Genomic DNA, 22,742 nt, shown 5'->3' on the forward strand with positions numbered 1-22,742 from the left:
ACACGAGGGGATCGGCCATATTAGCCGCTCCCCTGTGTCGTATGAGGGCCACCTTATGAATAAAGATCTGATCAGCGGCGTTGTCCTTCTTGCTGTCTCCGGGACGTACTATGCTTGGTCCAGTCAAATCGCCGACAGTACCTTGTCCGACGAAGTCGGCGCGACGGGTTTGCCGCATGTGCTGTCCGTCATTCTTGCCATTCTTGCTGCCCTTTTGATCGCCCGTGCCATACTCCTCAGACGAGCCAGGACGGCGACTGCAGCAGGCACCGACGACGAGAGCGACGCCGGCTTGCCGCGTGCGATCGGGTTTCTCCTTCTGGGCGCAGCCTATGTCTTTGTCCTTCCGTTTATCGGCTATGTCGCCGGTACCGCTCTCCTGATTGGTGCCGTAGCGTTGTATGAGGGCGCGCCGCGCAACTGGGTGGTGTTGGCAGCGGCCGTTGGCGGTGCGGTGTTTTACTGGGCGATTTTCGTAAAACTGCTCGGCGTCCATCAGCCGGTAGGCTCGCTTTTTCAGGGAATGTTCTGATGACCACATTATGGGACATCATCCACCTCCTGACCGAGACACCACTTTTCTTCGTCGCCATTGGTGGTCTCACTTGGGGTATTCTTGGCGGCGCTCTGCCGGGCATATCCGCGTCCATCACCATGGCGCTCGTTTTGCCTTTCACCTATACGATGGACCCGGCTCAAGCGATTGCGCTCTTGGCATGCGTCTATATCGGCGCTGAATATGGCGGTTCGATCCCGGCTATTCTCATAAGGACGCCTGGAACCAACTCCTCTGCCGCCACGGTTATCGATGGCTATGAGATGAACCGGCAGGGGCGTGCCGGCGAGGCACTCGGCATCTCGCTGATGTCGGGCGTCGTTGGAAGCCTCTTTGGCCTAGCGATGCTGATTTTGCTGACCGAGCCCCTATCCTGGCTGGCGCTTGCGTTCACGCCGCCATCCTATTTCGGCCTTGGCATCCTCGGCCTCAGCGTCATCGCCTCCATGAGCGGAGGGTCGTTGATCAAGGGCCTTGCCGCCGCGACCGTCGGATTGATGATCGCGACCGTCGGCACGGACCCAATATCCGGCGTTACCCGCTTCACCTTCGATATTCCCGATCTCCTTGGCGGTATTGAACCCGTACTCGTCATGGTTGGTCTGTTCGCACTTACGGAGCTCATGAGCCAATCCGGCTCGTCAACCGTCCTGCAATTGAACGAGACAATCAGGATCAAGCTGCCGAGCTGGTCGATGATGAACAAGCTCAAGCGCTCGCAAACCATCGGTTGCATTCTTGGATTGTTCGAGGGATTGACCCCGGGAGGCGGGGGATCCATCGCCGCGTTCATGTCCTACAACGAAGCAAAGCGCTGGTCGAAAACACCGCAGCTTTTCGGCAAGGGCTCGGAGGAAGGCGTCGCGGCGCCGGAAGCTGCCAACAATACGGTGGCAAGTACAGCGCTGATCCCGCTGCTCAGCTTCGGCATCCCGAGCTCCAATTCTACAGCCGTCCTGCTTGGCGGCTTGCTGATGCACGGGCTCATCCCCGGCCCGCGCCTTTTCGAGCAGAGCGCGCAGGTCATCGACAGTATCTATGTCGGCTCGTTCATCGCTATCATCGCGCAGATCGGTGTTGGCATGATCATTCTGCCTGCCTGTATCTGGCTGGTAAACAGACCAAGGGCTTACCGCGCCGGATTCATCTTTGCGCTGATACTGTCAGGCATCTTCACCCTGAACAACAGTCTGTTCGATCTCGGCATTGCTCTTGCACTCGGCCTGGTTGGCTATCTTATGAGGATCGCCGGTTTTCCCGTGCTGCCGATGATCCTTGGCGTCGTCCTCGGCCACATGGTGGAATCGAGCTATCGCCGGTCGCTCGTTCTGTCAGGCGGCGATCACATGATATTCCTTCAGGATCCGATTGCCGTGTGCCTGCTGTCGATCGCTCTCATCTTCGTCGTCTTTTCGCTTAGCCGCGAATTCCGCGATGCCCGCAAGACCAAAATCGAGGAAGTGCATTCATGAACCATTCCGTCCCGACATCGACGCCTGTGGCGGTCAAACTGGCTGCCTTTGCCGAGGAGGCCGCGCCACCATCTGCGGTCGCTGATGTCTGCCGTCGGCTGATATTCGATATTATCGGTCTTTCCATCGCTGCAAGACACACGGACTATGTCCGCGCCGCGCTTTCCAGTGCAGTGGATGAAGGGTCGTGCACGGCCTATGGTCATGATCGCGGTCTCGGGCTTTACGATGCCGCGCTCGTCAATGGCACAGCCGCCCACGGCGAGGACTATGACGACACTTTTGAGGGCGGACCCATCCACGCCGGCGCGGTGATCGTCTCGGCTGTTCTGGCGATCGCCGAAAAACGCGGCCTCGATGGCAAGGCAGTGATGCGCGGCATTGCGGTTGGTTCCGAATTGATGTGCCGGATGAGCCTCGTTGCACCGCAGGCGACCCACAAGGCGGGGTTCCACCCCACGGCGATATTTGGTGCTCCCGCTGCCGCAGCCGCGGTTGGCGTCGTGCTCGGTCTCGATGCTGCAACGATTGGCAGAGCGCTCGGTATTTCCGGCAGTCTCGCGTCCGGCATCATTGAATATCTCGCTGATGGCAGTTCGACCAAGCGTCTGCATGCCGGAGCCGCGGCACAGGCCGGATTGCGCGCTGCCCTTCTTGCAGAGGGAGGGTTTACCGGACCTATTACTGTTTTCGATGGTTCGCACGGCTTCTACAAGGCCTTTGCTCCGTCGAAGACGCCGGATTTCGCGCCCTTGCTTGATGGACTGGGCAAAAAGTGGATACTCGAGACGCTGGCTTTCAAGCCTTACGCGTGCGGGACCATGACCCAACCCTTTATCGACTGCGTGAGGAAGCTGGCAGCCACGGGCGTGCTGCCAGCGGACATTGTTTCCATTACTTGCAAGGTAGGCGAGGGCACCGTTCATCGCCTGTGGGAGCCACTCGCTGAAAAGCACCGGCCGCCCAACGGGTATGCCGGCAAATTCTCTACGCCCTTTTGTATGGCAGTCGGCTTCCTCGATGGTGAGGCGGGTCTCGGGCAGTTTACCAATGAGCGCGTCAAGGATCCGGACGTGCGGGCACTTGCCGCGAAGATCTCCTATGAGATCGATCCGAACGATCCTTATCCCAAAAACTTCACCGGCCACCTCAAGGCAACCCTGAAGGATGGAACCGTGCACGAGTTCAGGCAGCCCTATATGCGCGGCGGCGCACATGAACCTTTGCCGGATGCCGAACTGGCTGCCAAGTTCGAGGCCAATCTGCGTTTCGGCGGCTTTGACAGCGGCAAGATCGCGGCATTGCGTGACACCCTCAATCAGATGGCAGAGGGTAGCAAAGTCGATTTGAGGGCGGCACGGGTATGAGCGAGGACAATCGTGAACTCAAAGGACGCGTCGCGCTGGTAACGGGTGCATCGCGCAATATCGGACGTGCGATCGCGCTTGCGCTGGCCGAGGCAGGTGCTTCGATCGCCATCGTTGCAAGGTCGGATCAAGCAGCCGCTGAATCCGTGGCGCGCGAAGTAGAAGCACACGGCAGCCGGGCCATTGTGCTTCTCGGCGACGTGGCGCAAGAGGCCAACGCGGAGCGGCTCGTCGGCAAGACTGTGGAAATTCTCGGTCGTCTCGATCTTCTAGTCAACAATGCAGCCATCCGGCGGGAGGCTCCTGTTGAAGAATTGTCGTTCGCCGATTGGCGCGAAGTAATGGGTGTGACGCTGGATGGAGCGTTCCTGATGAGCCGCGCTGCAATCCCGCATCTGATCGCAGGCGAGGGGGGAGCGATCGTTAATATCGGTGGTCTTACCGCCTATACCGGTGCGATGAACCGCGCCCATGTCATTTCAGCCAAGGCCGGGCTTGACGGGTTCACCAAGGCCTTGGCGCATGAGCTTGGCCCGCGCGGCGTCACCGTGAATCTGGTCTCGCCCGGTATGATCGATACCAATCGCGCGCATACCTCATCCGGAGGTGAGCCGGCGCACCATAGTACGACGCGTACGCTGGTCGGCCGGCGCGGAACCCCGGAAGAAGTTGCGGCTGCGGTGCTCTATCTCGCCGGCCCGACAGGGCGCTTCATAACGGGACAAACAATGCATGTGAACGGTGGGGCTTTCCTGCCTTGAAGCGCGGTGCGGAGTGGTCACGACAATATGTGCTGAACACGTGAAATTGCCGGTTGACTAACGCCATCAGGAAACCCAAGACGAGATCAGCGCGTATCAATTTAAAGTCGTTCAGCCAAGCAACGGACACAGCCCTTGACTTCTCCAGTCCCTGCCTCTCCGCTAGAAACACCACGCCTTCGTTCTCTCTTTCTCCTCTGCTTCAAGATCGGTGTCTTGAGTTTCGGTGGAGGCCTCAGCGGTTGGCTCTACAAGGAGTTCGTTCTCAGCAAGCGCTGGATCGACGAAGAGGATTTCTCGAGCAGTCTGGCGATTTCGCAAATGCTGCCTGGTGCGAATGTGGTCAATCTGGTCATCTGCATGGGTGAACAATTGCGCGGGCCTGTGGGCGCATTGGCCTGCGTTCTTGGTTTTCTTGTCGGTCCGTTCTTTGCGGTCGTCGGTCTTTGCCAGTTGTTCGACGCCCTTGCCGGCTATCCCTTGCTGCCGGTGATTTCGGACGGTGTGGCCTTCGCTGCAATGGGCCTTTTGATCATCATGTGTGTTCATGGCGTTCGCAGGGCGATGCGATTTCCTCCATCCATTGTTACCATTGCGGTGACGGCGATACTTGTCGGGATTTTCCGCTTTCCCCTCATTCCGGTTGCTTGCGTCATCGCCCCGATCAGTGTCGCTCTGGCCTGGCGGAGAATCTGAAGTGCGTTTGGATACTCTCATTGCGATCGCCCTGGTCTTCATCCCTTTTTCGCTCACCTCGATCGGCGGCGGCGCAGCGATTGTCGCCGGTATCCAGCATGAAACGGTCACTGTTCATGCCTGGGTGAATTCCCGCGAATTTCTCGACCTGTTCGCAGTGTCGCGCGCCGCTCCCGGGCCTGGAATGATGCTTGCTACGGTGATCGGCTGGAAGGTCGCTGGCTGGCTCGGCGCTTTCGTGGCGACGCTCGCCCTCTTCGTTCCATCATCGCTGCTATGCTACTCCGTCTTCAAGTTGACAAACCACCATCGTGACAAGAAATGGCATCGCGCCATGCGCGAGGGTTTGGCGCCAGTCGGTATCGGCTTGATCATTGCCGGCGTCTTGTCGTTGTTCCGGCTGGCCGATGGAGGGATCACAGCCTTTGTAATCGCTGGGCTTTCCGGCGCAATTCTTTATTTTGCGCCAAGGTTTCCGGTCTTGGGCGTGCTGGCGCTTGGCGGCCTTGCCGCTATGTTGGCATCGACATTGAGTACCTGGGTTTCAGCCCTGTAACGCCTTGAGCCGTTTGAACTGAACCAGCCTGCTGGCTAGTTTTATGGCGTTTTCAAACGCCCCGGTATCAGCCACGCCTTTGCCGACGATATCAAACGCCGTCCCGTGTGCCGGGGTTGTGAAGACGGTATCGAGGCCGGCAGTTACGGTCACACCCCGATTGAATCCGCGCATCTTCGTCGCGATCTGGCCCTGGTCATGATACATGGAAAGGACGCCGTCATAGTCTCCAGCAAAAGCTTTGAGATAGACTGTGTCGGACGGGAAGGGTCCCTCGCAGTTGATGCCCTTCGCCGCCATGGCTTCGACAGCCGGGCGAATGATCTCGATTTCCTCGGTTCCGAACAGACCGCCTTCGCCGCCGTGTGGATTGAGCGCGGCGACGGCGAGCCGTGGAGACCCGATCCCCGCCTTCTTCATCATCGTCGTCGCCAGAACAATTGCATCTTCGATTGCTGGGCGGTTGATCTGCTCGACGGCCTGTCTGAGCGAAACGTGCGATGTGACGCGCGACATCCACTGATTGTCGAGCACATTCATCTCGCTGAAATAGCCCTTGTGGCCGAGCAGATGAGCGAACATCTTGTGCTCGTCGGGAAATTTCCATCCGCCATCATACATCGCGCGTTTGTTGAGCGGTGCGAAGGAAACGGCGTCGACCTCACCGGCCTTGGCGAAATCGATTGCCCGGGACAATGTTTCAGCGGTTACGCGACCGGATTCCGCGCTGCCGACCCCGGGTGCATAAAGTGCGGGATCGGTGTTGGCGAGGTCGATGAGCGGTACTGCATCGTCTGACCAATCGATCGCGGCAGGCGACGCATAACGCTTATAGGAAAACGATACCCCAGCCTGACGCATCCCGAGATCTATCACCCGGGCATCGCCAACAACGACAAGCCTGGCTGTGCTCGACATCCGCCGGTCGTGCAGAATTCGCGCGGTTTGCTCCGGACCGATTCCCGTGCAATCACCTGGTGTCAGGGCAATGATCGGCAGTTCTGTGCTCATGACGCCCTCGAGGAACTTGAATTGGACGATGAAAGCGCCTCGGCGACCGCTCTTCCGCAGGAAATTGTATTTGCTGTGCCGCCGAGATCACCGGTCCGCGAAGAGGGATCGGCGAGCACCACCTCGATTGCATCAATAATAGCTGCCGCCGCCTGCGGGTGACCGAGATGCTCCAGCATCATGGCGCCCGCCCAAATCTGCCCGATCGGGTTGGCGATGCCCTTGCCGGCGATATCCGGCGCCGAACCATGTACCGGCTCGAACAGCGATGGAAAATTGCGTTCGGGATTGATGTTGCCGGAAGGCGCGATGCCGATGGTTCCCGTGCAGGCAGGGCCAAGGTCCGAGAGGATATCGCCGAAAAGATTGGATGCCACGACGACATCGAAGCGGTCGGGGTTGAGCACGAAGTGCGCGCAAAGAATATCGATGTGAAACTTGTCCCAGCGCACGTCGGCGTAGGACTTTGCCATCTCTTCCACCCGCTCGTCCCAATAGGGCATGGTGATCGAAATGCCGTTGGATTTGGTCGCCGACGTCAAGTGCTTCTTGCCACGACTCTGGGCGAGATCGAAGGCAAAACGGAGAATCCGGTCGACGCCGATGCGGCTCATCACCGTCTCCTGAACGACGATCTCCCGCTCGGTCCCGGGGTACATCTTGCCACCGATCGAAGAATATTCGCCCTCGGTATTTTCCCGGACGACAAAGAAATCGATATCGCCCGGCTTGCGGCCTGCCAATGGTGACGGCACTCCTGGCATAAGCCGCACGGGACGCAGGTTTACGTATTGGTCGAACTCGCGCCGGAACTGCAGGAGCGAGCCCCACAGCGAGACATGGTCGGGCACAGTCTCCGGCCAGCCGACGGCGCCGAAGAAGATCGCATCGTGGCCGCCGATCTGCGCTTTCCAGTCCTCGGGCATCATGCGGCCGTGCTTCGCGTAATAATCGCACGAGGCAAAGTCGAAAGTGTCGAACTTCAAATCGAGGTCGAATTTGTCCGCGGCGGTTTCGAGAACGCGCAATCCTTCCGGGACTACCTCTTTTCCGATGCCGTCGCCGGCAATCACCGCAATCTTGAGACTGTTGGCTGGCATCTTGTTTCCTTCCTATTCGTTGTCGCCGAGAATTGCCGCACAGACCGCCTCCGTGACCGTGTCCGTCGTGGCATTGCCGCGAAGGTCCGGTGTGTGAAGTGCCGGGTCAGCGGTGACCCGTTCGATGGCGCGCATGAGCCTTGCCGCGGCCTTGGGCTCGCCGAGATGTTCGAGCATCATCACCGCCGACCAGAATGTACCCACCGGGTTAGCAATGCCCTTGCCGGTGATATCGAAGGCGGAGCCATGGATGGGTTCGAACATCGAAGGAAAGCGCCCTTCGGGATTGAGGTTTGCGGTCGGTGCAATGCCGATCGATCCGGCGAGTGCGGCGGCTAGGTCAGAGAGAATATCGGCATGAAGGTTTGTGGCGACGATCGTATCGAGCGATCGCGGATTGAGCGTCATGCGTACGGTCATGGCGTCGACCAGCATCTTGTCCCAGGTGACGTCGGGAAAATCGCCCGCAACCTCCCGGGCGATCTCATCCCACAATACCATGCCATGGCGCTGAGCATTCGATTTGGTGACGACGGTCAGGAGCTTGCGCGGCCGCGATTGCGCCAGCTGAAAGGCAAAGCGCATGATGCGGGATACGCCGGCGCGCGTGAAGATCGAGACTTCCGTAGCCACCTCTTCCGGCAGGCCCCGGTGTGAGCGGCCGCCTTGGCCGGCATACTCTCCCTCGGAATTCTCGCGGACGATGACCCAATCGAGATCCTCGGCAGTAACACCTCGTAACGGGCTTTCGATACCCGGCAGAATGCGGGTCGGGCGTACATTGGCGTATTGGTCGAAAGGCTGGCAAATGGCGAGGCGCAGGCCCCATAGCGTCAAGTGATCAGGAACGTCTGGCGCACCCACCGCACCGAAGTAGATAGCGTCGAAAGCTTTCAATTTGTCGATGCCGCCCTCGGGCATCAGGACACCATTCGCCTTGTAGAAATCCGATCCCCAAGGGAAATTCTCGACATCGACAGTGAAATTGCCATCGCGGATTGCGCAGGCATCAAGGACACGAAGCCCGGCGGCAACAACCTCCTTGCCGATGCCATCACCGGGAATGGCTGCAATCTTGTGTGTCTTCATTGATTGACTCCTTGGCGGCGCATTTGGCAATTCCGTTTCGATATACTCGGATGACGATTTTTTTCATGATTGTCAATTATAAATTGTTGACAATTTACAGAAATGGGCATGACGTGATCTCCAGAATATCCTGCATGATTGATAGCAAGCGAGAAGGAGAAATGCGATGTCGCTGACAGAGTCGATGTCCAAGGTGCCCCCGTTCTTTGAAGAAAAGGGAAAGCTGATGCACGGTTTCCGCTATGAGCGGATACGAACTGCGGGCGCCGAGATCAATGTAGCGATCGGTGGTGAGGGGCCACCGCTTTTGTTGTTGCATGGCAATCCGCTGACACATGTCAGCTGGCACAGGATCGCGCCGGCGCTCGCCAAAAGTTTTACTGTTGTTGCCCCGGATCTGCGCGGTTATGGCGACAGTTCGAAGCCTGATGGAGGAGACGATCATTCGGCTTACTCATTCCGTGCTATGGCTCAGGACAATGCTGAAGTCATGTCTCACTTTGGCTTCGAGAGGTTTCAGGTTGCCGGACATGATCGCGGTGCGCGCGCTGCTTTCCGTATGGCGCTCGATTTTCCCGATCGCGTTGAGCGGCTGGCTTCGCTTGATATCGTGCCCACATATCATGCCCTTACCAACGTTACGCTCGGCTGGGGGCTCGAAGCCTATCATTGGTTTTTCATGGCGCAGAAGGCGCCGTTCCCTGAAAAGCTGCTGACGGCTGACCTTGACTACTACATCGACTACAAACTCAACAAGAAAGGCGTCGGCCTTGAAATCTTCAGCCCGGAAGCGATGGCTGAATACAAGCGCTGTACCACGCCTGAGCAGATCCATGCTGTATGCGAAGACTATCGGGCGACTGTCAGCGTCGATCTCGCCATGGACACGGCAGACTTCGGCAATCGCAAGATCGACTGTCCGGTCCTGGTTCTGTGGGGTTCCAACAGTCATTGTGGGCGTCATTTCGCTCCGCTTGAGGCGTGGCGGCCCTGGGCTCCCGACATGCGAGGATGGGCGATGCCAACCGGCCATTATCCGGCTGAACAACGTCCAGATCTTGTCTATGACGCGTTTTGGAAATTCTTCAACGGCCAGGAGCCGGAAGAGATCAAGGCTTAATTCACGACTGCGCTGTAGGCGGCAGAAGTGGCGCTGTTACCCTCCCCTTGTGGGGAGGGAGGCTGCGAAGCAGCAGTGAGGGGTCTTAGAACGAACTTGGCGAACTAACCCAGTGCCGCAATAATTCCCTTTGTCATTCCGGCGGTGTCGGCGGTCCCCTTGATGTCGCGGGTACGCGTGGCGGGGTCGCCGAGTGCCGTAGCGATTGCTTTCTCCATGATGGATGCTGCCTCGACGGCCTGAGCTATCTTGCGGTTATGGCCTAGCCACTCGATCATCATCCGTGCGGATTCGATCATGGCGAATGGGTTGGCTATGCCCTTGCCGGCGATGTCGGGAGCCGAGCCGTGCGTGGCCTGCGCCATGGCCAGGTTGCCCTCGCCGATACACAGGCCTGGCGCCATGCCGAGACCGCCAACGAGTCCCGCCGCTTCGTCCGTCAGTATGTCGCCGAACATGTTGGTGGTAACGATAACGTCGAAACTCTGCGGATCCCGAATGAGACGCATCGCCATGGTGTCGACGATAACCTCGTCGACAGTCACCTCGGGAAATTCCTTGGCGACCCGGTGGCACTCCTCGACAAACATGCCGCAACCGAGCTTGAACACAGTGTTCTTGTGGACAAGCGTTAGTCGTTTCTTACGTTGCTGCGCGATTTCGAATGCCGCCCGTGCCACACGCGATGAGCCCACGCGCGTTATGACGCGAACCGAGATCGTCACATCTTCCGTCGGCCGGAATTCGCCAGAGCCGGCAACCACGTTGCGGTCGGGCTGAAACCCTTCATTGTTCTCTCGCACAATAACGAGGTCGATACCCTCATGAATCGCCCCGAGTCCAGGAAAGGACTTCGTCGGACGGACATTGGCGAATAGGTTGAAGCCCTTGCGCATGATTGGGTGCGGATTGATGGCTCCTGGAACTTTTGGATAGGCCTGATGCCCGATCGGACCGAGAATGAAGCCATCCATCTTCGAAAGCGTTTCCATCGTGCCTTCAGGAAAAGTCGAGCCGTGCGTGTCAAGCGCCGACCGACCGATCGGCATCGGCCGCCAATCGATTTGCAGACCCGTCTTGGCAGCAGCTGCGCGCGTCACTTCGACCGCTGCCGGCACGATTTCATGGCCGATGTCATCGCCGTTTAGAATGCCGATCACGAGATGGCTTGTCATGGAACAATCCTTTCAATCAGAGGATGCGTCGAGGCGACGCGAAAAGGTTTCAAATATCCGAAACGTGAAGAGGATCGTCGTCATCACGACAGCAATCCGCGTGATCTGGAATGCGGTCACGGTCGTGGCATCGAGATGCATTCCCGTAGCGGTGAGGGCCATTTCAGTGACCCCTGCCGGCGCCACGGCAAGCAGGCTCGTGACGAACGAAAGGCCCGTCGCCGCCGAAAGCGCCAAGGCTATTGCCATGGCAACAGCAAGCAGGAACGCTGTGGTCACGAGAGCTGAAGAGGTTACCCGCCATAGCCTGCCGAGCAGCGATCGTCTGAAGCGGCAGCCGAGCCAGACACCGATGACGACCTGCGCTATCGTCAGGACAATCGACGGAACCGCAAAAGGGCCAAAGCCAAAGCCTGAGACGATCGCGCCAATAGCCGCGGGAACAAGCAGCCAGCTATTGGGCAGCTTGAACCGTCGCACCAGAAATGCAGCGGCAGCGCCCACGACGAACAGGGCAACGAGCGGTATTGCTTCGCCCCGAAACGGTATTGGCGCGAGATGAATGCCGCCATCCTCGCCAAAGATCGTTACGAGGAATGGAACGATTGTCACAATCGATGTAACGCGGATCAGATGGACGACAGCGACAGTATCACTGTCCGCGTTCTTCTGATGGGCGACGACAGCCATCTCCGCAAGGCCGGCAGCGGCCGTAGCGAAGAAGGCGGTCTTGCGATCGGTGCCGGCAAGCTTTTGCAACAACAGCGCTGCAACCATTGTGGCGATAATCGTCAAGACGGTTGCTAGCAACATGAGCGGCAGCAGTTTCGCGATTGCAATGACCACGACGGGAACAAAGCGCAAGCCGATAGCCAGCCCGACTGCCACCTGGCCGAGCTCCCGGCCATAAGGCAATGCAGCAAGTGGTGCGCCCAAGATGGAGGCGCTGCCGCACGCCAGAAGCGGGCCCAGCAGATAGGGGAGCGGCATCGAGACGCTTCTAGCGATAGAAGCTCCTGCGATGCCGATCAGCAATGCCAGACCCATTCTCGCGAGGGTGCGGTCGAAGACACGCGGACCGCCACCCAATGTTCCCGAGTCTGGCATGATGGATTTCGTCAGGCGACGGAGATAAGACGCGCTGACAGATCGTCGAGCGTGCGTAGGTTTTCCAGCCCGCGCACCAGTTCGACGATCTCATCCGCTTTGCTGCGGGACATCCCTGCGAACTCGGCGTTTTCACGGAACTTGCCTGCTACCTCGTCATAGCTCATAGGGAATGCCGGGCTGCCCTTACCGAAATCGGCGCGGCCGGAAATCTTGCGGCCATCCTTGAGTTCGATATCGATCAGCGTTGTCATGAGATGATAACCCGCTGCTTCGGCCTCGTCGTCTATAACGAAATCCACCTTCTCGATCATCGCCTTGACGTCCTCGCGTTCGACTGCGGCGTCCGTAAACTCGTTGAGGCCGGCGCGGCCTTCAAGCAGCAGGATCGCCATGCAGAATTCCATGGAGAATTTCGCCTGCAGTTCATCCTTGGGACGATGATGGATCAAGGCATTCGGCATATTGGAATTGGTGCCAACGCGTACATGCTTCACGTCCTCGGCGCGAATACCATGCTCTTTGATCAATCGCAGCATTTCGGTCATTCCGGGGTGGGTGAGGGAGCCCGACGGATGCGGTTTGATAGAGATGCCAGGATTGGCGAAGGTCCAGGGGGCGCCCAGCTTGTCGAAGATTGCACTCTGGTCGTAGCCGCCGCCCGCTGCCGCAAAGAACCCGCGCGGTGCCTCGAGTATCCGAGGCGTGGCGGTCCAGCCGTAGGAAGCGAACTGTGCCGCCGCTACGCCACTTTCCGAAGAACGTCCGGCATGGAATGGCTTTGTCATCGTGCCGAAATTCTCGCGCAAACCCGCGGACTGGCTGCCCGCAATCGATAGCGCACGCTGCGTGGTCGCAACGTCGAAGCCCATTAGTCTGGCACTCGCTGCGGCGGCGGCGAAAGTTCCACATGTAGCTGTCGCGTGAAAGCCTGTCTGGTAGTGACGGGGCGCGATTGCTTCGGCGATCTTGCATTCGACCTCGACGCCGAGATGGTATGCCAGCATGAAGTCCTTGCCGGAAGACCTGACAAGTTCGCCGATCGCAAAGGCAGCTGGCAAGGCAGGCGCCGTCGGATGTGTGAGCAGGCCATAGACACGGTCTTTGGCGACGGCCAATTGTGTGTCGTCATAATCATCCGCGTGGATGCCAACACCGTTGGCAAATGCAGCGAACCGAGGTGCTACCTTGCGGCCACCGCCGATAACGGTCGCGGCGCCGTCAGCAAGCCCGAGATCTCCGAGATGCTGGCGAACGAGTTCGCCGCTTTTGGCGACCGAACCGGACAGTGCAAGACCGAAGCCGTCGAGTATCGATTTCTTGCCTAACTCGATAACTTCCGTCGAAAGATCGGCAAATGCTGTCTCGACCACGAATTCGGCCACGTATTTCGTCAGCTCGATATCGACTGCCTTGTTCTGATTCATCCCAAATCCTCTTATGTCACGTCTGTCTTGAGTAAATTCTCAAATCGACTGTGCTGGGAGGATTGTTAATTGTCAACAGTTTTGTGTTTGCAAAAGCCTCGAGCCATCGTGGACTGGATCAAGTTTCGTCAGTGGACCTCTCGTCGCTCGTTTTGCGCGATTGTTTCTCAAGCTGTTCAACCGGGCCCGGCTGTCCAGCCTGACGGGTACGTACGATGCCATTGAGAATATGGGTGCGCGCAGCGATGAGACTGCGGACAGGGTCGCGCGCTTCGAGCGCATCGACAATTGCACGATGTTCCTCGTTGGAGATGTGAAGCACATCGTGGCTGGAAAGCGCGCGATAGCGCTGGATATGCAACTCGCGCACAAAGCTCTGATAGATGAGTTCGAGGCGATTGTTCCCGGCCATATGCGTGATCTGCTTATGGAACTCAAGATTAACCGGGTAGTAGATGTGCACGTCGCCGAGCTCGACAATCTCATCCATGCGTTGCAACAGCGCGCGAAGGATGGCGATCTCGGCGTCAGTCACTCGCTCCGCCAGCATCATGGCCATGCATCCGAAGACGCCGGCCCGGGCTTCCGACAGGTCCTGGGCTTCGTCATTGGTAAGCGCCCGGATAAAGAAGCCGCGGTTGGGGATAATCTCGATAAGTCCCATGGCGGCCAACGCGCTGCAGGCCTCGCGGATTGGTCCGCGGCTCACACCGAGGCGCTGGGAAAGACCGTTTTCGTTCACCCGTTCGTTGGGCTTGAGCTCGCCATCAATGATCATCCGCTCGATCTCGGCCTGTACAACGTTGGCGAGCGAACGGGTGCGAAGGAAATCGATCGCGGATAAATTGTGCGGGGCGTTCGTTATCTCTGACATGCGCAAGCCATCGTGAAGGTTCCAGTATAAGCGGAGCAAGAACCTTGCGGATTGCTCCTCCAGCCTCGTTTAGCAGCAATTCCCGCGATTGGCGACCCTGCCGACTGGCAGGGCTCTAGCCTCGCGTATTCATTTGCGAACCACCAAGTACCGGAACCCGGTTGGCGATAAACACCACGGCAAAAGAAGCGGCAAGGAGAATGATGCCGAGAACACAGATCGCCCCGAGATCGCCGCTCTCGTTAAGATCGTAGATGATGACCGAGACAAGCTTGGTGTTTGCGGTAGTCAGCAGGATTGTTGCGGAGAGTTCGCGGATTGTGCCGACGAAAACGAAGCACCAGGCCGCGACGACGCTCGTCCGCAGCAACGGAGCTGTGATGTCCCAGAGCGTTCTCAACCGTGAAGCGCCCACGATACGGCCGGCTTCCTCCAATTCCGGATGGACGCCGGAAAAGGCCGAAGACATCTGTTGATAACCCGCCGGGAGTTCGATTGTCATGAAAGCGATGAGGAGGATCCAGATCGTTCCATAAAGTTGGAATGTCGGATTGGCATAGCTGAGGAACAGGCCAACGCCGAGGACGATGCCCGGGATCGCAACTGGAGCCGTGGCAAGAACGCCGAGGAAACCAGAACCCGGAACCGAGCGGCGGATCACCAGATACGATACGATCAGCGCAATGGCGGTGACGGCAGTCGCTGTCAGAAATCCAAGGAGAAACGTATTGCGAAGGGCAAGCTGTGTCGCCGAGAATTCAAACAGCACGAACCGCCAATGGCTCAACGTCAGCGTGCTGAGGTTAATCGGGTCGCCAACAGTGCCAGTGAATGCCGTCTTGATAATAGCCAGATACGGCAAGATGATCGTCAGGCTGAGCACACAGAAAACGAAGGCGATGGCTGGCCATTTCCACGGGCCGAGTTCGGTGATCCTTGGCGTGCCGCTCTTGCCGCCGAGAACCGTGTAGCCCTTGCGTCCAAGGATCGATTTCTGTGCGCGTAGAAGAATGACGGTAATAATCAGCAAAGGCAGCGCAGCGGCAGCCGCGAGGCCGAGACGCGGTGGAAACTGAAAAAGGCTCCAGATTTTTGTGGTGATAACGTGAAAGCCGGCAGGCAATGCGAGGATCGCCGGGGAGCCAAACATCGTCAGGGCCTGCAGAATGGCGATCAAAGTTCCCGCAAGCATGGCCGGAAGTACCAGGGGAATCGTCACCTTCCGCAACGTGGTCATCGATTTGCCGCCGAGAATTGAAGAAGCATCCTCGAGATCGGATGGAACCTTGTCGAGTGCGTTCGCCACAAGCGTGAAAACGTAGGGGAAGGTGAAGCAGGCGATGGCAAAGACGAGGCCACTGAACGTATAGATGTTCACCAGATACTCGGATGCTTCAAGCCCGAAGACACTCCTGTACATGATATTGACAATGCCGCTGTTTGGCGCAGCCAATATCTCGTAGGCGATAGCACCAAGAAAGGGCGGAGTGACGAACGACGCTGTTACCAGCATGCGGATTGTCCGTCTGCCGGGTAAGTCCGTGCGCGCAACAAGCCATGCCATCGGCGTTGCGATGATGCAGGCGAGGACGCCAACGGCCAAGGCCATCCCGATCGCAAGGCCGTAAGCGCGAAGAAGGGTCGGGTCGGCGACGAGGGCAATGTAATTGGCGAAGGTGGCGCCCGCGCCGGTATCGCTGCGAAAGCTATAGTAGACGAGCCAGAATAATGGCAGGAGAACCAAGACACTCAGGACAAGCGTCAACAGAGCGAAGGTCGGCCATGAAAAATCGATGCTGCGGCGCCGACCCTGAACCGGCAAAGCTTGAACCTGAATGTCACTGGTCATGATCAATTATGTCCCGAAATACTTTTCATAGTTGGCTTTGATGGTGGGAATCTCGGGCTCGAGTTTCTCAGGATCCGAATGCAGAATCTTGATCTTCGACAAAGGCGTGCGATCCGCCTTTTCCTTGACGCCCGGGTGGAATGATCTCAGCCCGCCGAAATCACTGTTGAGCTGCTGCGCATCGAGCGAAAAGAGAAATGCGTAGAATAGTTTGGCGGCGTTCGGGTTGGGGGCCTGTTTCAGCACCGCTGCATTACCGACGGCAAGCGGTGTGCCTTCGTCCGGGTAAACGATCTTGATGGGTTTTCCCTCGTCGATGAGCCGGAAGACGTTGTATTCATTGCCATCGACTTCGAGCGCCCGTTCGCCCTGAGCGAGCTTCTTCGGAGGCTCGGTCGAAGATTGCACCTGCATTATGTTTTGCTTGCCGAGCTTTTCGAAATAATCCCAGCCAAGAAGCTGGCTCAACACGAATGTCGAGGTCATGACCGTGCCGCTATAACCCGGGTGGGCCTTGACCATCTTGTCCTTGAAACGGGGATCAAGCAGATCTTCCCATGTCTTCGGGGCATCGGCATCCTTCATAAGGTCGGTACGGTAGGCGATGACGGATAGATGCGCGCGGTAGGCGGCGAAGTTACCGTCCGGGTCGCGCTCATCGGCCGGCCACTTGTCGGCCACTTCTTGGGGCACCATTGGTGCAAGCCAGCCCTGGCGCTTGAAATATTCGAAATGCACTGCATCGGAGGTTTCGATCACATCGGCATTGTAGATGCCGGTCGAGTATTCCTGACCGATGCGCTGGAAGACGCGTTCGGATCCGGCGCGCTCTACTTGTACCGCGATGCCCGGGTACTTGGATTTGAAGAGCTCGGCGAGCTTTTCGGCCACCGCGACGTCGGTAGCGGTATAGAACACCACCTTGCCTTCAGCCTTGGCGGCTGCTTCGAGCTCGGGGGTAATCTGATACGGTGCCGGTGCTTCAGCCCAGGCGGCGGGTGAGGCCGCCAGTCCTGTAGCCAAGAGCGCGGCAGATAGAGCTTTCTTCCACATGCATAGTTCCTCCCTTATTGTGCGAGCGCCCGGCATTTCTCTGGTGGGAAATGCAGCCATACTTCTTGGCCAACCGGGATCGCAACGTTGACTGGCGCGACTGTGCGCACCGTTTCTCCACCAGCGATTGAAACGAGATAGTCCCGGTGCGAACCGAGATAGATTTGCCGCGTGACTGTGCCGACCGTCACATTCGTGTCGGCACTCTTGGGCTTGGCCGATGACAGTTCGATGTCATGATGCCGAACTGAAACTGCCGTTTTTCCGGAAGCCGCGGTGCTGCCGCTGCCGCATCGGAGCACAAGCCCGCCTTCGCCAACAACGCTATCCTTATCGCCGCGGGTGCCGCTGAGAATATTTGTGCCGCCAATGAAGCGCGCGACAAATTCAGTCTCCGGACGTTCGTAGATATCTTCCGGCGAACCCGCCTGCTCGATACGGCCGTCATTCATGACGACGATCATGTCGGCGGTGGTCATTGCTTCCGCCTGATCGTGCGTCACATAAACTGTCGTGTAGCGAAACTCGTCGTGAAGCCGGCGGATCTCAAAGCGCATTTCCTCGCGCAGATTGGCGTCGAGGTTTGAAAGCGGCTCATCCAGTAGCAGGATTTCGGGCTTGATGACCAGCGCTCGCGCTAGCGATACGCGCTGCTGCTGGCCGCCGGAGAGTTCACCCGGATAGCGATTTTCCAGCGGAAGGAGTTGTGTGGCCGACAGGATCGTCCGGACGCTCTTGGTCACCTCCGATTGTGGAAGACGCCGCAGCTTCAGGCCGTAAGCCACATTCTCGAAAACCGTCATGTGCGGCCACAGCGCGTAGCTCTGGAAGATCATCGACATGTTGCGCCCCTCGGGCGGAACGGTCGAGTGTGCTGAAGATATGGTCTTTCCGCCGACGCGTATCTCGCCAGCATTAGCGGGAACGAAGCCCGCGATAAGCCTTAGCGTTGTGGTCTTGCCGCAGCCCGAGGGCCCAAGAAGGCAGACGAGTTTGCCTTTGTCGACGGCTAGATTGACGCCTTTGACAACCGTAAGCGAACCATAGCTCTTGGTCAGGCCGTCTAATTCCAGGAATGCCATTCCACCTCCCGAGTGTTCACGGAACCGACAGGTCGGTTTTCCGCTGATATTGGCTTCACGGAAACGTACGGAGCAAATTGAAGACTGTCAACAGATTACTATTTTCAACTTCTTCACATTGAGTTGTAGGATTTTTCGGAGAGCTAGTGCTGTCCTGTTGACAGATATCCTACAAGTGGTTATCTAGTCCAAGCTGCATCACCACCGAGATTGGAATCCGCATAATGGCATTCAAATCCCTCAAGCCTCTGCACCGCGCGCCTTTGTTGCATGTGTCGGTGCAAGAAAGCTTGCGGGCTTACATCAACGAAAATGGCCTGGAAGCAGGGGCGCCGATGCCGCCCGAAGGCGAACTGGCCAGCCAGCTCGGCGTCAGCCGGAACTCGCTGCGCGAAGGCATCAAGGCATTGGAGTCGGTTGGTGTTCTGGAGTCGCGGCGAGGTGTTGGCGTCTTCGTCAAGGCTTTCTCCTTCGAGCCGCTACTTGATAATCTTGCCTATGGCTTGGGCGGGGCGCTGCGCCAGATCGAGGAAGTGCTGGAGATACGCAGAACGCTCGAAGTCGGCTTGATCGCCAAAACGCTGCAGAAAATTACTGACGAAGATATTCGGGAGCTACGGCAGGTGGTGGCCCGCATGCGTGTCCATGCCGAGCGCAATGAAGCATTTGTCGACGAAGACAGGCTTTTCCACCGGCTGCTTTTCCGCTGTCAGGAAAATGAGACGCTCGTGCGGCTCATCGAGGTGTTCTGGCTCGCGTTCTACAAGGCATCCGATTTCGTCAATCTCGAAAATACAGATCCGATGGCGACATGGCGCGATCATGAGGCGATCGTTGACGCAGTCGAGGCAAGAAATCTCGAAGACGCGCGCAACCGCCTCGACAGTCATTACGAGGGGATCGCTCGGGTGATTGCACATAACAAAACCAATACGTTCAATGGGAGGATACCATGAAACTACGAATGATCGCTTCGGCACTGGCATTGTCTGCTGCGCTGATCGGAAACGTAACGTTGGCGCCGTCCGCCACACAGGCTGCAACGCTGTCTGGTGGGTTCGATGTCGGCCCCGGAGGGTTCCAGGGCAACTTCAACCCGCTGGCTGCTACGGCCGGGTTCACATGGCTCAGTGTCTATTTCGAGCCGCTAGTCACCTATGACGACAAACTTCAGAAGGTCGTCGGTGTGCTGGCGGACAGCTACGAAGTCAGTCCGGATCAAATGACATATACGTTCAAGCTTGCGGACGCCAAATGGCACGACGGCAAGCCCTTCACCGCCAAGGACGCGAAGTTCACCATGGGTCTGGCCATGGACGCGAAGTCGGGCTCGGTGCTTGCTGCCAGGTTGAAAGCAGTCTCATCGGTCGAAGCTCCGGATGATCACACCCTGATCGTCAAGCTGAGCGCCCCAAGCGCAAGCACTCTCGACACAATGACCAAGGTGATGATGCTGCCCGAACATGCACTGGCATCGATACCGGCAGATCAACTCGCCAAGAATAGCTGGTGGTCTACCTCGCCAATCGGGACCGGACCTTTCAAGTTCACCAAATACGTCACCGATCAATATGTGGAACTTGCCGCCAACACCGATTATCGCGGCGGCAAACCGGCACTCGAGCGGGTGATCAACCGATACTTCTCCAATCCGGCAGCCGCTATTGCCGCCCTTCGCGCCGGTGAAATCCAGTTCACCTATGTCGACTCCAATGATGTGTCGACATTCAAGGGCGATGAAGCTTTCAAGGTCATCGAAGGTGACAGCTTCGTCGTCAACTATCTTGGTTTCAATCATGAGTCACCGATCTGGAAAGATCCGCGGGTCCGCAAGGCGGTGATGTATGCGATCAACCGCGATGCAATTATCAAGAGCCTCTACGCAGGTGCCGCCAAGCCGGCAAATTGCGCCTATGTCGCCGACCAGCTGATCCCGCAGGGTATTGACCCCTACGCCTACGATCCGGAAAAGGCGAAGCAACTTCTGGATGAAGCCGGATGGTCGCAAATCAATGGTGACAAGCCGATTACCCTTCTGACCTACTACACGACGCCTCTCGCGACCAACGTGCTCGCCGCCGTGCAGGCCATGCTTTCGCAGGTTGGGATCAATGTCGTGCCGCGCGCCGTCGATACACCGACTTACAACAGCATCGTCTTGAATCCGAAGCCGGATGTCGCGCAGTTCCAGCTAGTCTATGCCGGTCTCCAAAACGGACCTGACGCCGGCAGCATCAATGTCGGTCTCAATGAAAAGCAGATCCCGCCAGCAGGTCCCAATGTGGTGCGCGCACGTATGCCGGAACTCAACAAGGCGCTGGATGCTGCTCTCGCAGAGCCCGATGCCGCCAAACGTGACGGCCGGTATCAGGATGTCTGCAAGGTCATGAATTCCGATCTGCCCTGGGCGACGCTGTGGGTGGCGAACCGCTATGGTGTTGTGTCGTCAAAGGTCAAGGATTTCATCTGGACGCCGGCACCGGGTGGTGGCCCTTATCAGGCTCATCCGGAAAAATGGTCACTCGGCGAATAATCGCCCGCGCCTGATCACGGTTCGAGGGGTGGCGCTGGCCACCCCGGCAAAACGGAACGAATATGCTTCAATACAGTCTTCGACGTCTGCTGATAGGAGTAGGCATGCTCCTTGCCTTGAGCGTGCTTATCTTCTTGCTGTTGCGTCTCACTCCCGGTGATCCGATCGATGCCTATATCGATCCGAACATCCCGATGTCGCCAGAGCAGCTTTCCGAGCTGCGCAGCCAGCTTGGGCTCGACAGACCCTTGCCGGTTCAATATCTGGCATGGCTGCAACAGGCCGTTACGGGAAATCTCGGCTTCTCGATCAAGCGCCAGGATCAGCCGGTGCTGGATCTGGTGCTGTCGCGCATCGGTCCCACAGTGCTGTTGATGGGGTCGGCATTGGTTATCGCGATTATCGCGGGGATCGTCACTGGTGTCATCAGCGCGGTGCGGCGGAACTCGCCGGTGGACCTCTCATTCTCGGTATTTGCACTCGTCGGCATTTCGAGCCCGGCATTTCTGAGCGCGCTGATCGGCCTCTACGTATTCGCCGTTCGCCTGGGATGGGCCCCGTCAGGCGGCATGCTGACACCGGGTGCGGAATTTTCAGTCGCAGACCTGCTCCATCATTTGATCCTACCCGCGGCGCTTCTTTCAATCGCTCAGGCTGCCTTGATCATGCGCTATATGCGCTCTTCGCTGCTTGAAGTTCTCAATCAGGATTACGTGCGTACGGCGCGGGCGAAGGGCGTCAAGGAATTCTGGGTCATCGCCAAGCATGCGTTGCGCAATGCCTTGCTGCCTGTGGTGACGGTCATCGGCTCGACCATCGGTCTCGCGATCGGCGGCGCGATTTTCATCGAGAGTGTGTTCAATTGGCCGGGCATGGGGCTGTTGCTGGTGAATGCCGTCGAGACGCGCGACTACCCGGTCATCATGGGCGCGACGCTGATTATCGGGGCCTGTGTGATCGTGGTCAACCTTTTGACCGACATTACCTATGCGGTCATCGATCCGCGCATCAAGGTGGGTTGAGATGCTTGCACGCACCCCTTCCCACAGTCCAGGTCCGATGGCGCGCGCATTCCACCGCTTCGGCCACAACAAGGCCGCGCTGTTCGGCGTTTGCATCATTATGCCGATGCTCGCGATGATCCTGTCCTATCCGCTGTGGTGGACATTCAAGCCGAACGACATCGATCTTCTCGCCATGAACAGCGGACCGACGGCTACCCATTGGTTCGGGACCGATGGTGTTGGCCGAGATGTTTTCGTGCGTGTTCTGGAGGGCGGCCGCATTTCCCTCCTGGTGGCGGTGGCCTCGACAATCATCTCGGCGATCATCGGGTTTCTGGTCGGTGCGATCTCGGCGCTTGCCGGTCGCTGGGCCGATGCTGTCACCATGCGCTTCGTCGATCTGGTCATGACCCTCCCGCCGGTCATTTTCCTGCTGGTGCTGGCGTCGATTGCCGGTACTGGCATCTGGCCAACGGTGCTCGTCATCTCGCTGCTGTCATGGCCACTCCTTTCGCGCATGATCCGCTCGAGGCTGCTTGAACTACGGGAGCGGGATTTTGTTCTGGCGTCGCGTGGCATGGGAGCAGGGCTCGGACATCTCCTGTTCCGGCATGGCCTGCCGAACTCCATCGATATCCTCGTCGTCTATGCGACGCTGCAGATCGCCAATGCGATCCTTCTCGAGGCCGGACTGTCATTCCTCGGTCTCGGTATTGCACCACCCGCCGCCAGCTGGGGCAACATGCTCAACGCAGCGCGCTCGACGGCCGTGCTCGAACAATTTCCCTGGCAATGGCTGTTCCCCGGTGGGGCGCTGATCCTTGCCGTCCTAGCAATCAACTTCATTGGCGATGGTCTAAGGGATGCCTTCGATCCTCGCGCCGAACTGAACTGACAAAGAAAGAAAGCG

General features: G+C 58.0%; 21 protein-coding genes. 11 read left to right on the forward strand and 10 right to left on the reverse strand.

Annotation, left to right across the window (positions count from 1 at the left end; genetic code table 11):
* The first annotated feature begins 55 nt into the window (after positions 1–55).
* The 6 genes from PHA01_RS18950 (at position 56) to PHA01_RS18975 (ending at position 5,408) form a co-directional block, all read left to right on the forward strand.
* Entirely contained in the window at positions 56–532 is a 477-nt protein-coding gene (locus tag PHA01_RS18950; protein ID WP_271897928.1) for a tripartite tricarboxylate transporter TctB family protein, read from the forward strand.
* Positions 532–2,028: a tripartite tricarboxylate transporter permease gene (locus PHA01_RS18955; protein WP_271897929.1), complete on the forward strand. Its 1,497-nt coding sequence runs from the start codon at positions 532–534 to the stop codon at positions 2,026–2,028. The genes PHA01_RS18950 and PHA01_RS18955 overlap by 1 nt, the downstream gene beginning before the upstream one ends.
* Complete coding sequence (locus PHA01_RS18960) at positions 2,025–3,395, forward strand: MmgE/PrpD family protein (protein WP_271897930.1); 1,371 nt, start codon at positions 2,025–2,027, stop codon at positions 3,393–3,395. Before PHA01_RS18955 ends, PHA01_RS18960 begins: the two co-directional genes overlap by 4 nt.
* Positions 3,392–4,156, forward strand: a complete 765-nt coding sequence (locus PHA01_RS18965; protein ID WP_271897931.1) for an SDR family NAD(P)-dependent oxidoreductase — start codon at positions 3,392–3,394, stop codon at positions 4,154–4,156. The genes PHA01_RS18960 and PHA01_RS18965 overlap by 4 nt, the downstream gene beginning before the upstream one ends.
* Before the next feature lie 135 nt (positions 4,157–4,291).
* Complete coding sequence (locus PHA01_RS18970; protein ID WP_271897932.1) at positions 4,292–4,852, forward strand: chromate transporter; 561 nt, start codon at positions 4,292–4,294, stop codon at positions 4,850–4,852.
* Between the two features lies 1 nt (position 4,853).
* Positions 4,854–5,408, forward strand: a complete 555-nt coding sequence (locus tag PHA01_RS18975; protein ID WP_271897933.1) for a chromate transporter — start codon at positions 4,854–4,856, stop codon at positions 5,406–5,408.
* Here the strand turns inward: PHA01_RS18975 and PHA01_RS18980 are convergent.
* The 3 genes from PHA01_RS18980 to PHA01_RS18990 are packed head-to-tail and all read right to left on the reverse strand — an operon-like array spanning position 5,397 to position 8,608.
* On the reverse strand, positions 5,397–6,419 hold the full coding sequence (locus PHA01_RS18980; protein WP_271897934.1) for a PdxA family dehydrogenase: 1,023 nt from the start codon (positions 6,417–6,419) through the stop codon (positions 5,397–5,399). The two genes, PHA01_RS18975 and PHA01_RS18980, sit on opposite strands and share 12 nt — an antisense overlap.
* The gene (locus PHA01_RS18985; protein WP_271897935.1) at positions 6,416–7,519 is read right to left on the reverse strand and encodes a tartrate dehydrogenase; all 1,104 of its coding nucleotides are present in this window, start codon (positions 7,517–7,519) and stop codon (positions 6,416–6,418) included. The genes PHA01_RS18980 and PHA01_RS18985 overlap by 4 nt, the downstream gene beginning before the upstream one ends.
* Before the next feature lie 12 nt (positions 7,520–7,531).
* Positions 7,532–8,608, reverse strand: coding sequence for a tartrate dehydrogenase (locus tag PHA01_RS18990; protein WP_271897936.1), 1,077 nt, complete (start codon positions 8,606–8,608; stop codon positions 7,532–7,534).
* 166 nt (positions 8,609–8,774) lie between these two features.
* Between PHA01_RS18990 and PHA01_RS18995 the strand changes: the two genes are divergently transcribed.
* Positions 8,775–9,728: an alpha/beta fold hydrolase gene (locus PHA01_RS18995; protein ID WP_271897937.1), complete on the forward strand. Its 954-nt coding sequence runs from the start codon at positions 8,775–8,777 to the stop codon at positions 9,726–9,728.
* Positions 9,729–9,832: 104 nt separating this feature from the next.
* Here the strand turns inward: PHA01_RS18995 and PHA01_RS19000 are convergent, their stop codons facing one another.
* The 7 genes from PHA01_RS19000 to PHA01_RS19030 form a co-directional block, all read right to left on the reverse strand.
* Entirely contained in the window at positions 9,833–10,903 is a 1,071-nt protein-coding gene (locus tag PHA01_RS19000) for an isocitrate/isopropylmalate dehydrogenase family protein (RefSeq protein WP_271897938.1), read from the reverse strand.
* Positions 10,904–10,915: 12 nt separating this feature from the next.
* The gene (locus PHA01_RS19005) at positions 10,916–12,010 is read right to left on the reverse strand and encodes an AbrB family transcriptional regulator (protein WP_271897939.1); all 1,095 of its coding nucleotides are present in this window, start codon (positions 12,008–12,010) and stop codon (positions 10,916–10,918) included.
* 11 nt (positions 12,011–12,021) lie between these two features.
* Positions 12,022–13,437 (reverse strand): MmgE/PrpD family protein, encoded by a 1,416-nt coding sequence (locus tag PHA01_RS19010; protein ID WP_271897940.1) that lies wholly within the window; start codon positions 13,435–13,437, stop codon positions 12,022–12,024.
* A 118-nt stretch (positions 13,438–13,555) separates the two neighbouring features.
* Positions 13,556–14,311, reverse strand: a complete 756-nt coding sequence (locus PHA01_RS19015; RefSeq protein ID WP_224506236.1) for an FCD domain-containing protein — start codon at positions 14,309–14,311, stop codon at positions 13,556–13,558.
* A 115-nt stretch (positions 14,312–14,426) separates the two neighbouring features.
* The gene (locus tag PHA01_RS19020; protein WP_271897941.1) at positions 14,427–16,160 is read right to left on the reverse strand and encodes an ABC transporter permease; all 1,734 of its coding nucleotides are present in this window, start codon (positions 16,158–16,160) and stop codon (positions 14,427–14,429) included.
* A gap of 6 nt (positions 16,161–16,166) precedes the next feature.
* Complete coding sequence (locus tag PHA01_RS19025; RefSeq protein WP_271897942.1) at positions 16,167–17,213, reverse strand: extracellular solute-binding protein; 1,047 nt, start codon at positions 17,211–17,213, stop codon at positions 16,167–16,169.
* Positions 17,214–17,227: 14 nt separating this feature from the next.
* Positions 17,228–18,295 carry an ABC transporter ATP-binding protein gene (locus PHA01_RS19030; protein WP_271897943.1) on the reverse strand — a complete coding sequence of 356 codons (1,068 nt, stop codon included), beginning with the start codon at positions 18,293–18,295 and terminating at the stop codon, positions 17,228–17,230.
* A 224-nt stretch (positions 18,296–18,519) separates the two neighbouring features.
* On the opposite strand from PHA01_RS19030, the gene PHA01_RS19035 reads away from it, so the two are divergent.
* The 4 genes from PHA01_RS19035 to PHA01_RS19050 all read left to right on the forward strand — a co-directional run bounded on the left by PHA01_RS19035 (position 18,520) and on the right by PHA01_RS19050 (position 22,727).
* A complete protein-coding gene (locus tag PHA01_RS19035) occupies positions 18,520–19,251 on the forward strand; it encodes a FadR/GntR family transcriptional regulator (protein WP_417020984.1) in 732 nt (243 codons plus the stop codon).
* A complete protein-coding gene (locus PHA01_RS19040; protein WP_271897944.1) occupies positions 19,248–20,828 on the forward strand; it encodes an ABC transporter substrate-binding protein in 1,581 nt (526 codons plus the stop codon). The genes PHA01_RS19035 and PHA01_RS19040 overlap by 4 nt, the downstream gene beginning before the upstream one ends.
* Positions 20,829–20,890: 62 nt before the next feature.
* On the forward strand, positions 20,891–21,850 hold the full coding sequence (locus PHA01_RS19045) for an ABC transporter permease (protein ID WP_271897945.1): 960 nt from the start codon (positions 20,891–20,893) through the stop codon (positions 21,848–21,850).
* Position 21,851: 1 nt separating this feature from the next.
* Positions 21,852–22,727 carry an ABC transporter permease gene (locus tag PHA01_RS19050; RefSeq protein WP_271897946.1) on the forward strand — a complete coding sequence of 292 codons (876 nt, stop codon included), beginning with the start codon at positions 21,852–21,854 and terminating at the stop codon, positions 22,725–22,727.
* Positions 22,728–22,742: the final 15 nt, after the last annotated feature.

The sequence above is a fragment of the Candidatus Phyllobacterium onerii genome (assembly GCF_028331445.1).
Classification (GTDB): Bacteria; Pseudomonadota; Alphaproteobacteria; order Rhizobiales; family Rhizobiaceae; genus Phyllobacterium; species Phyllobacterium onerii.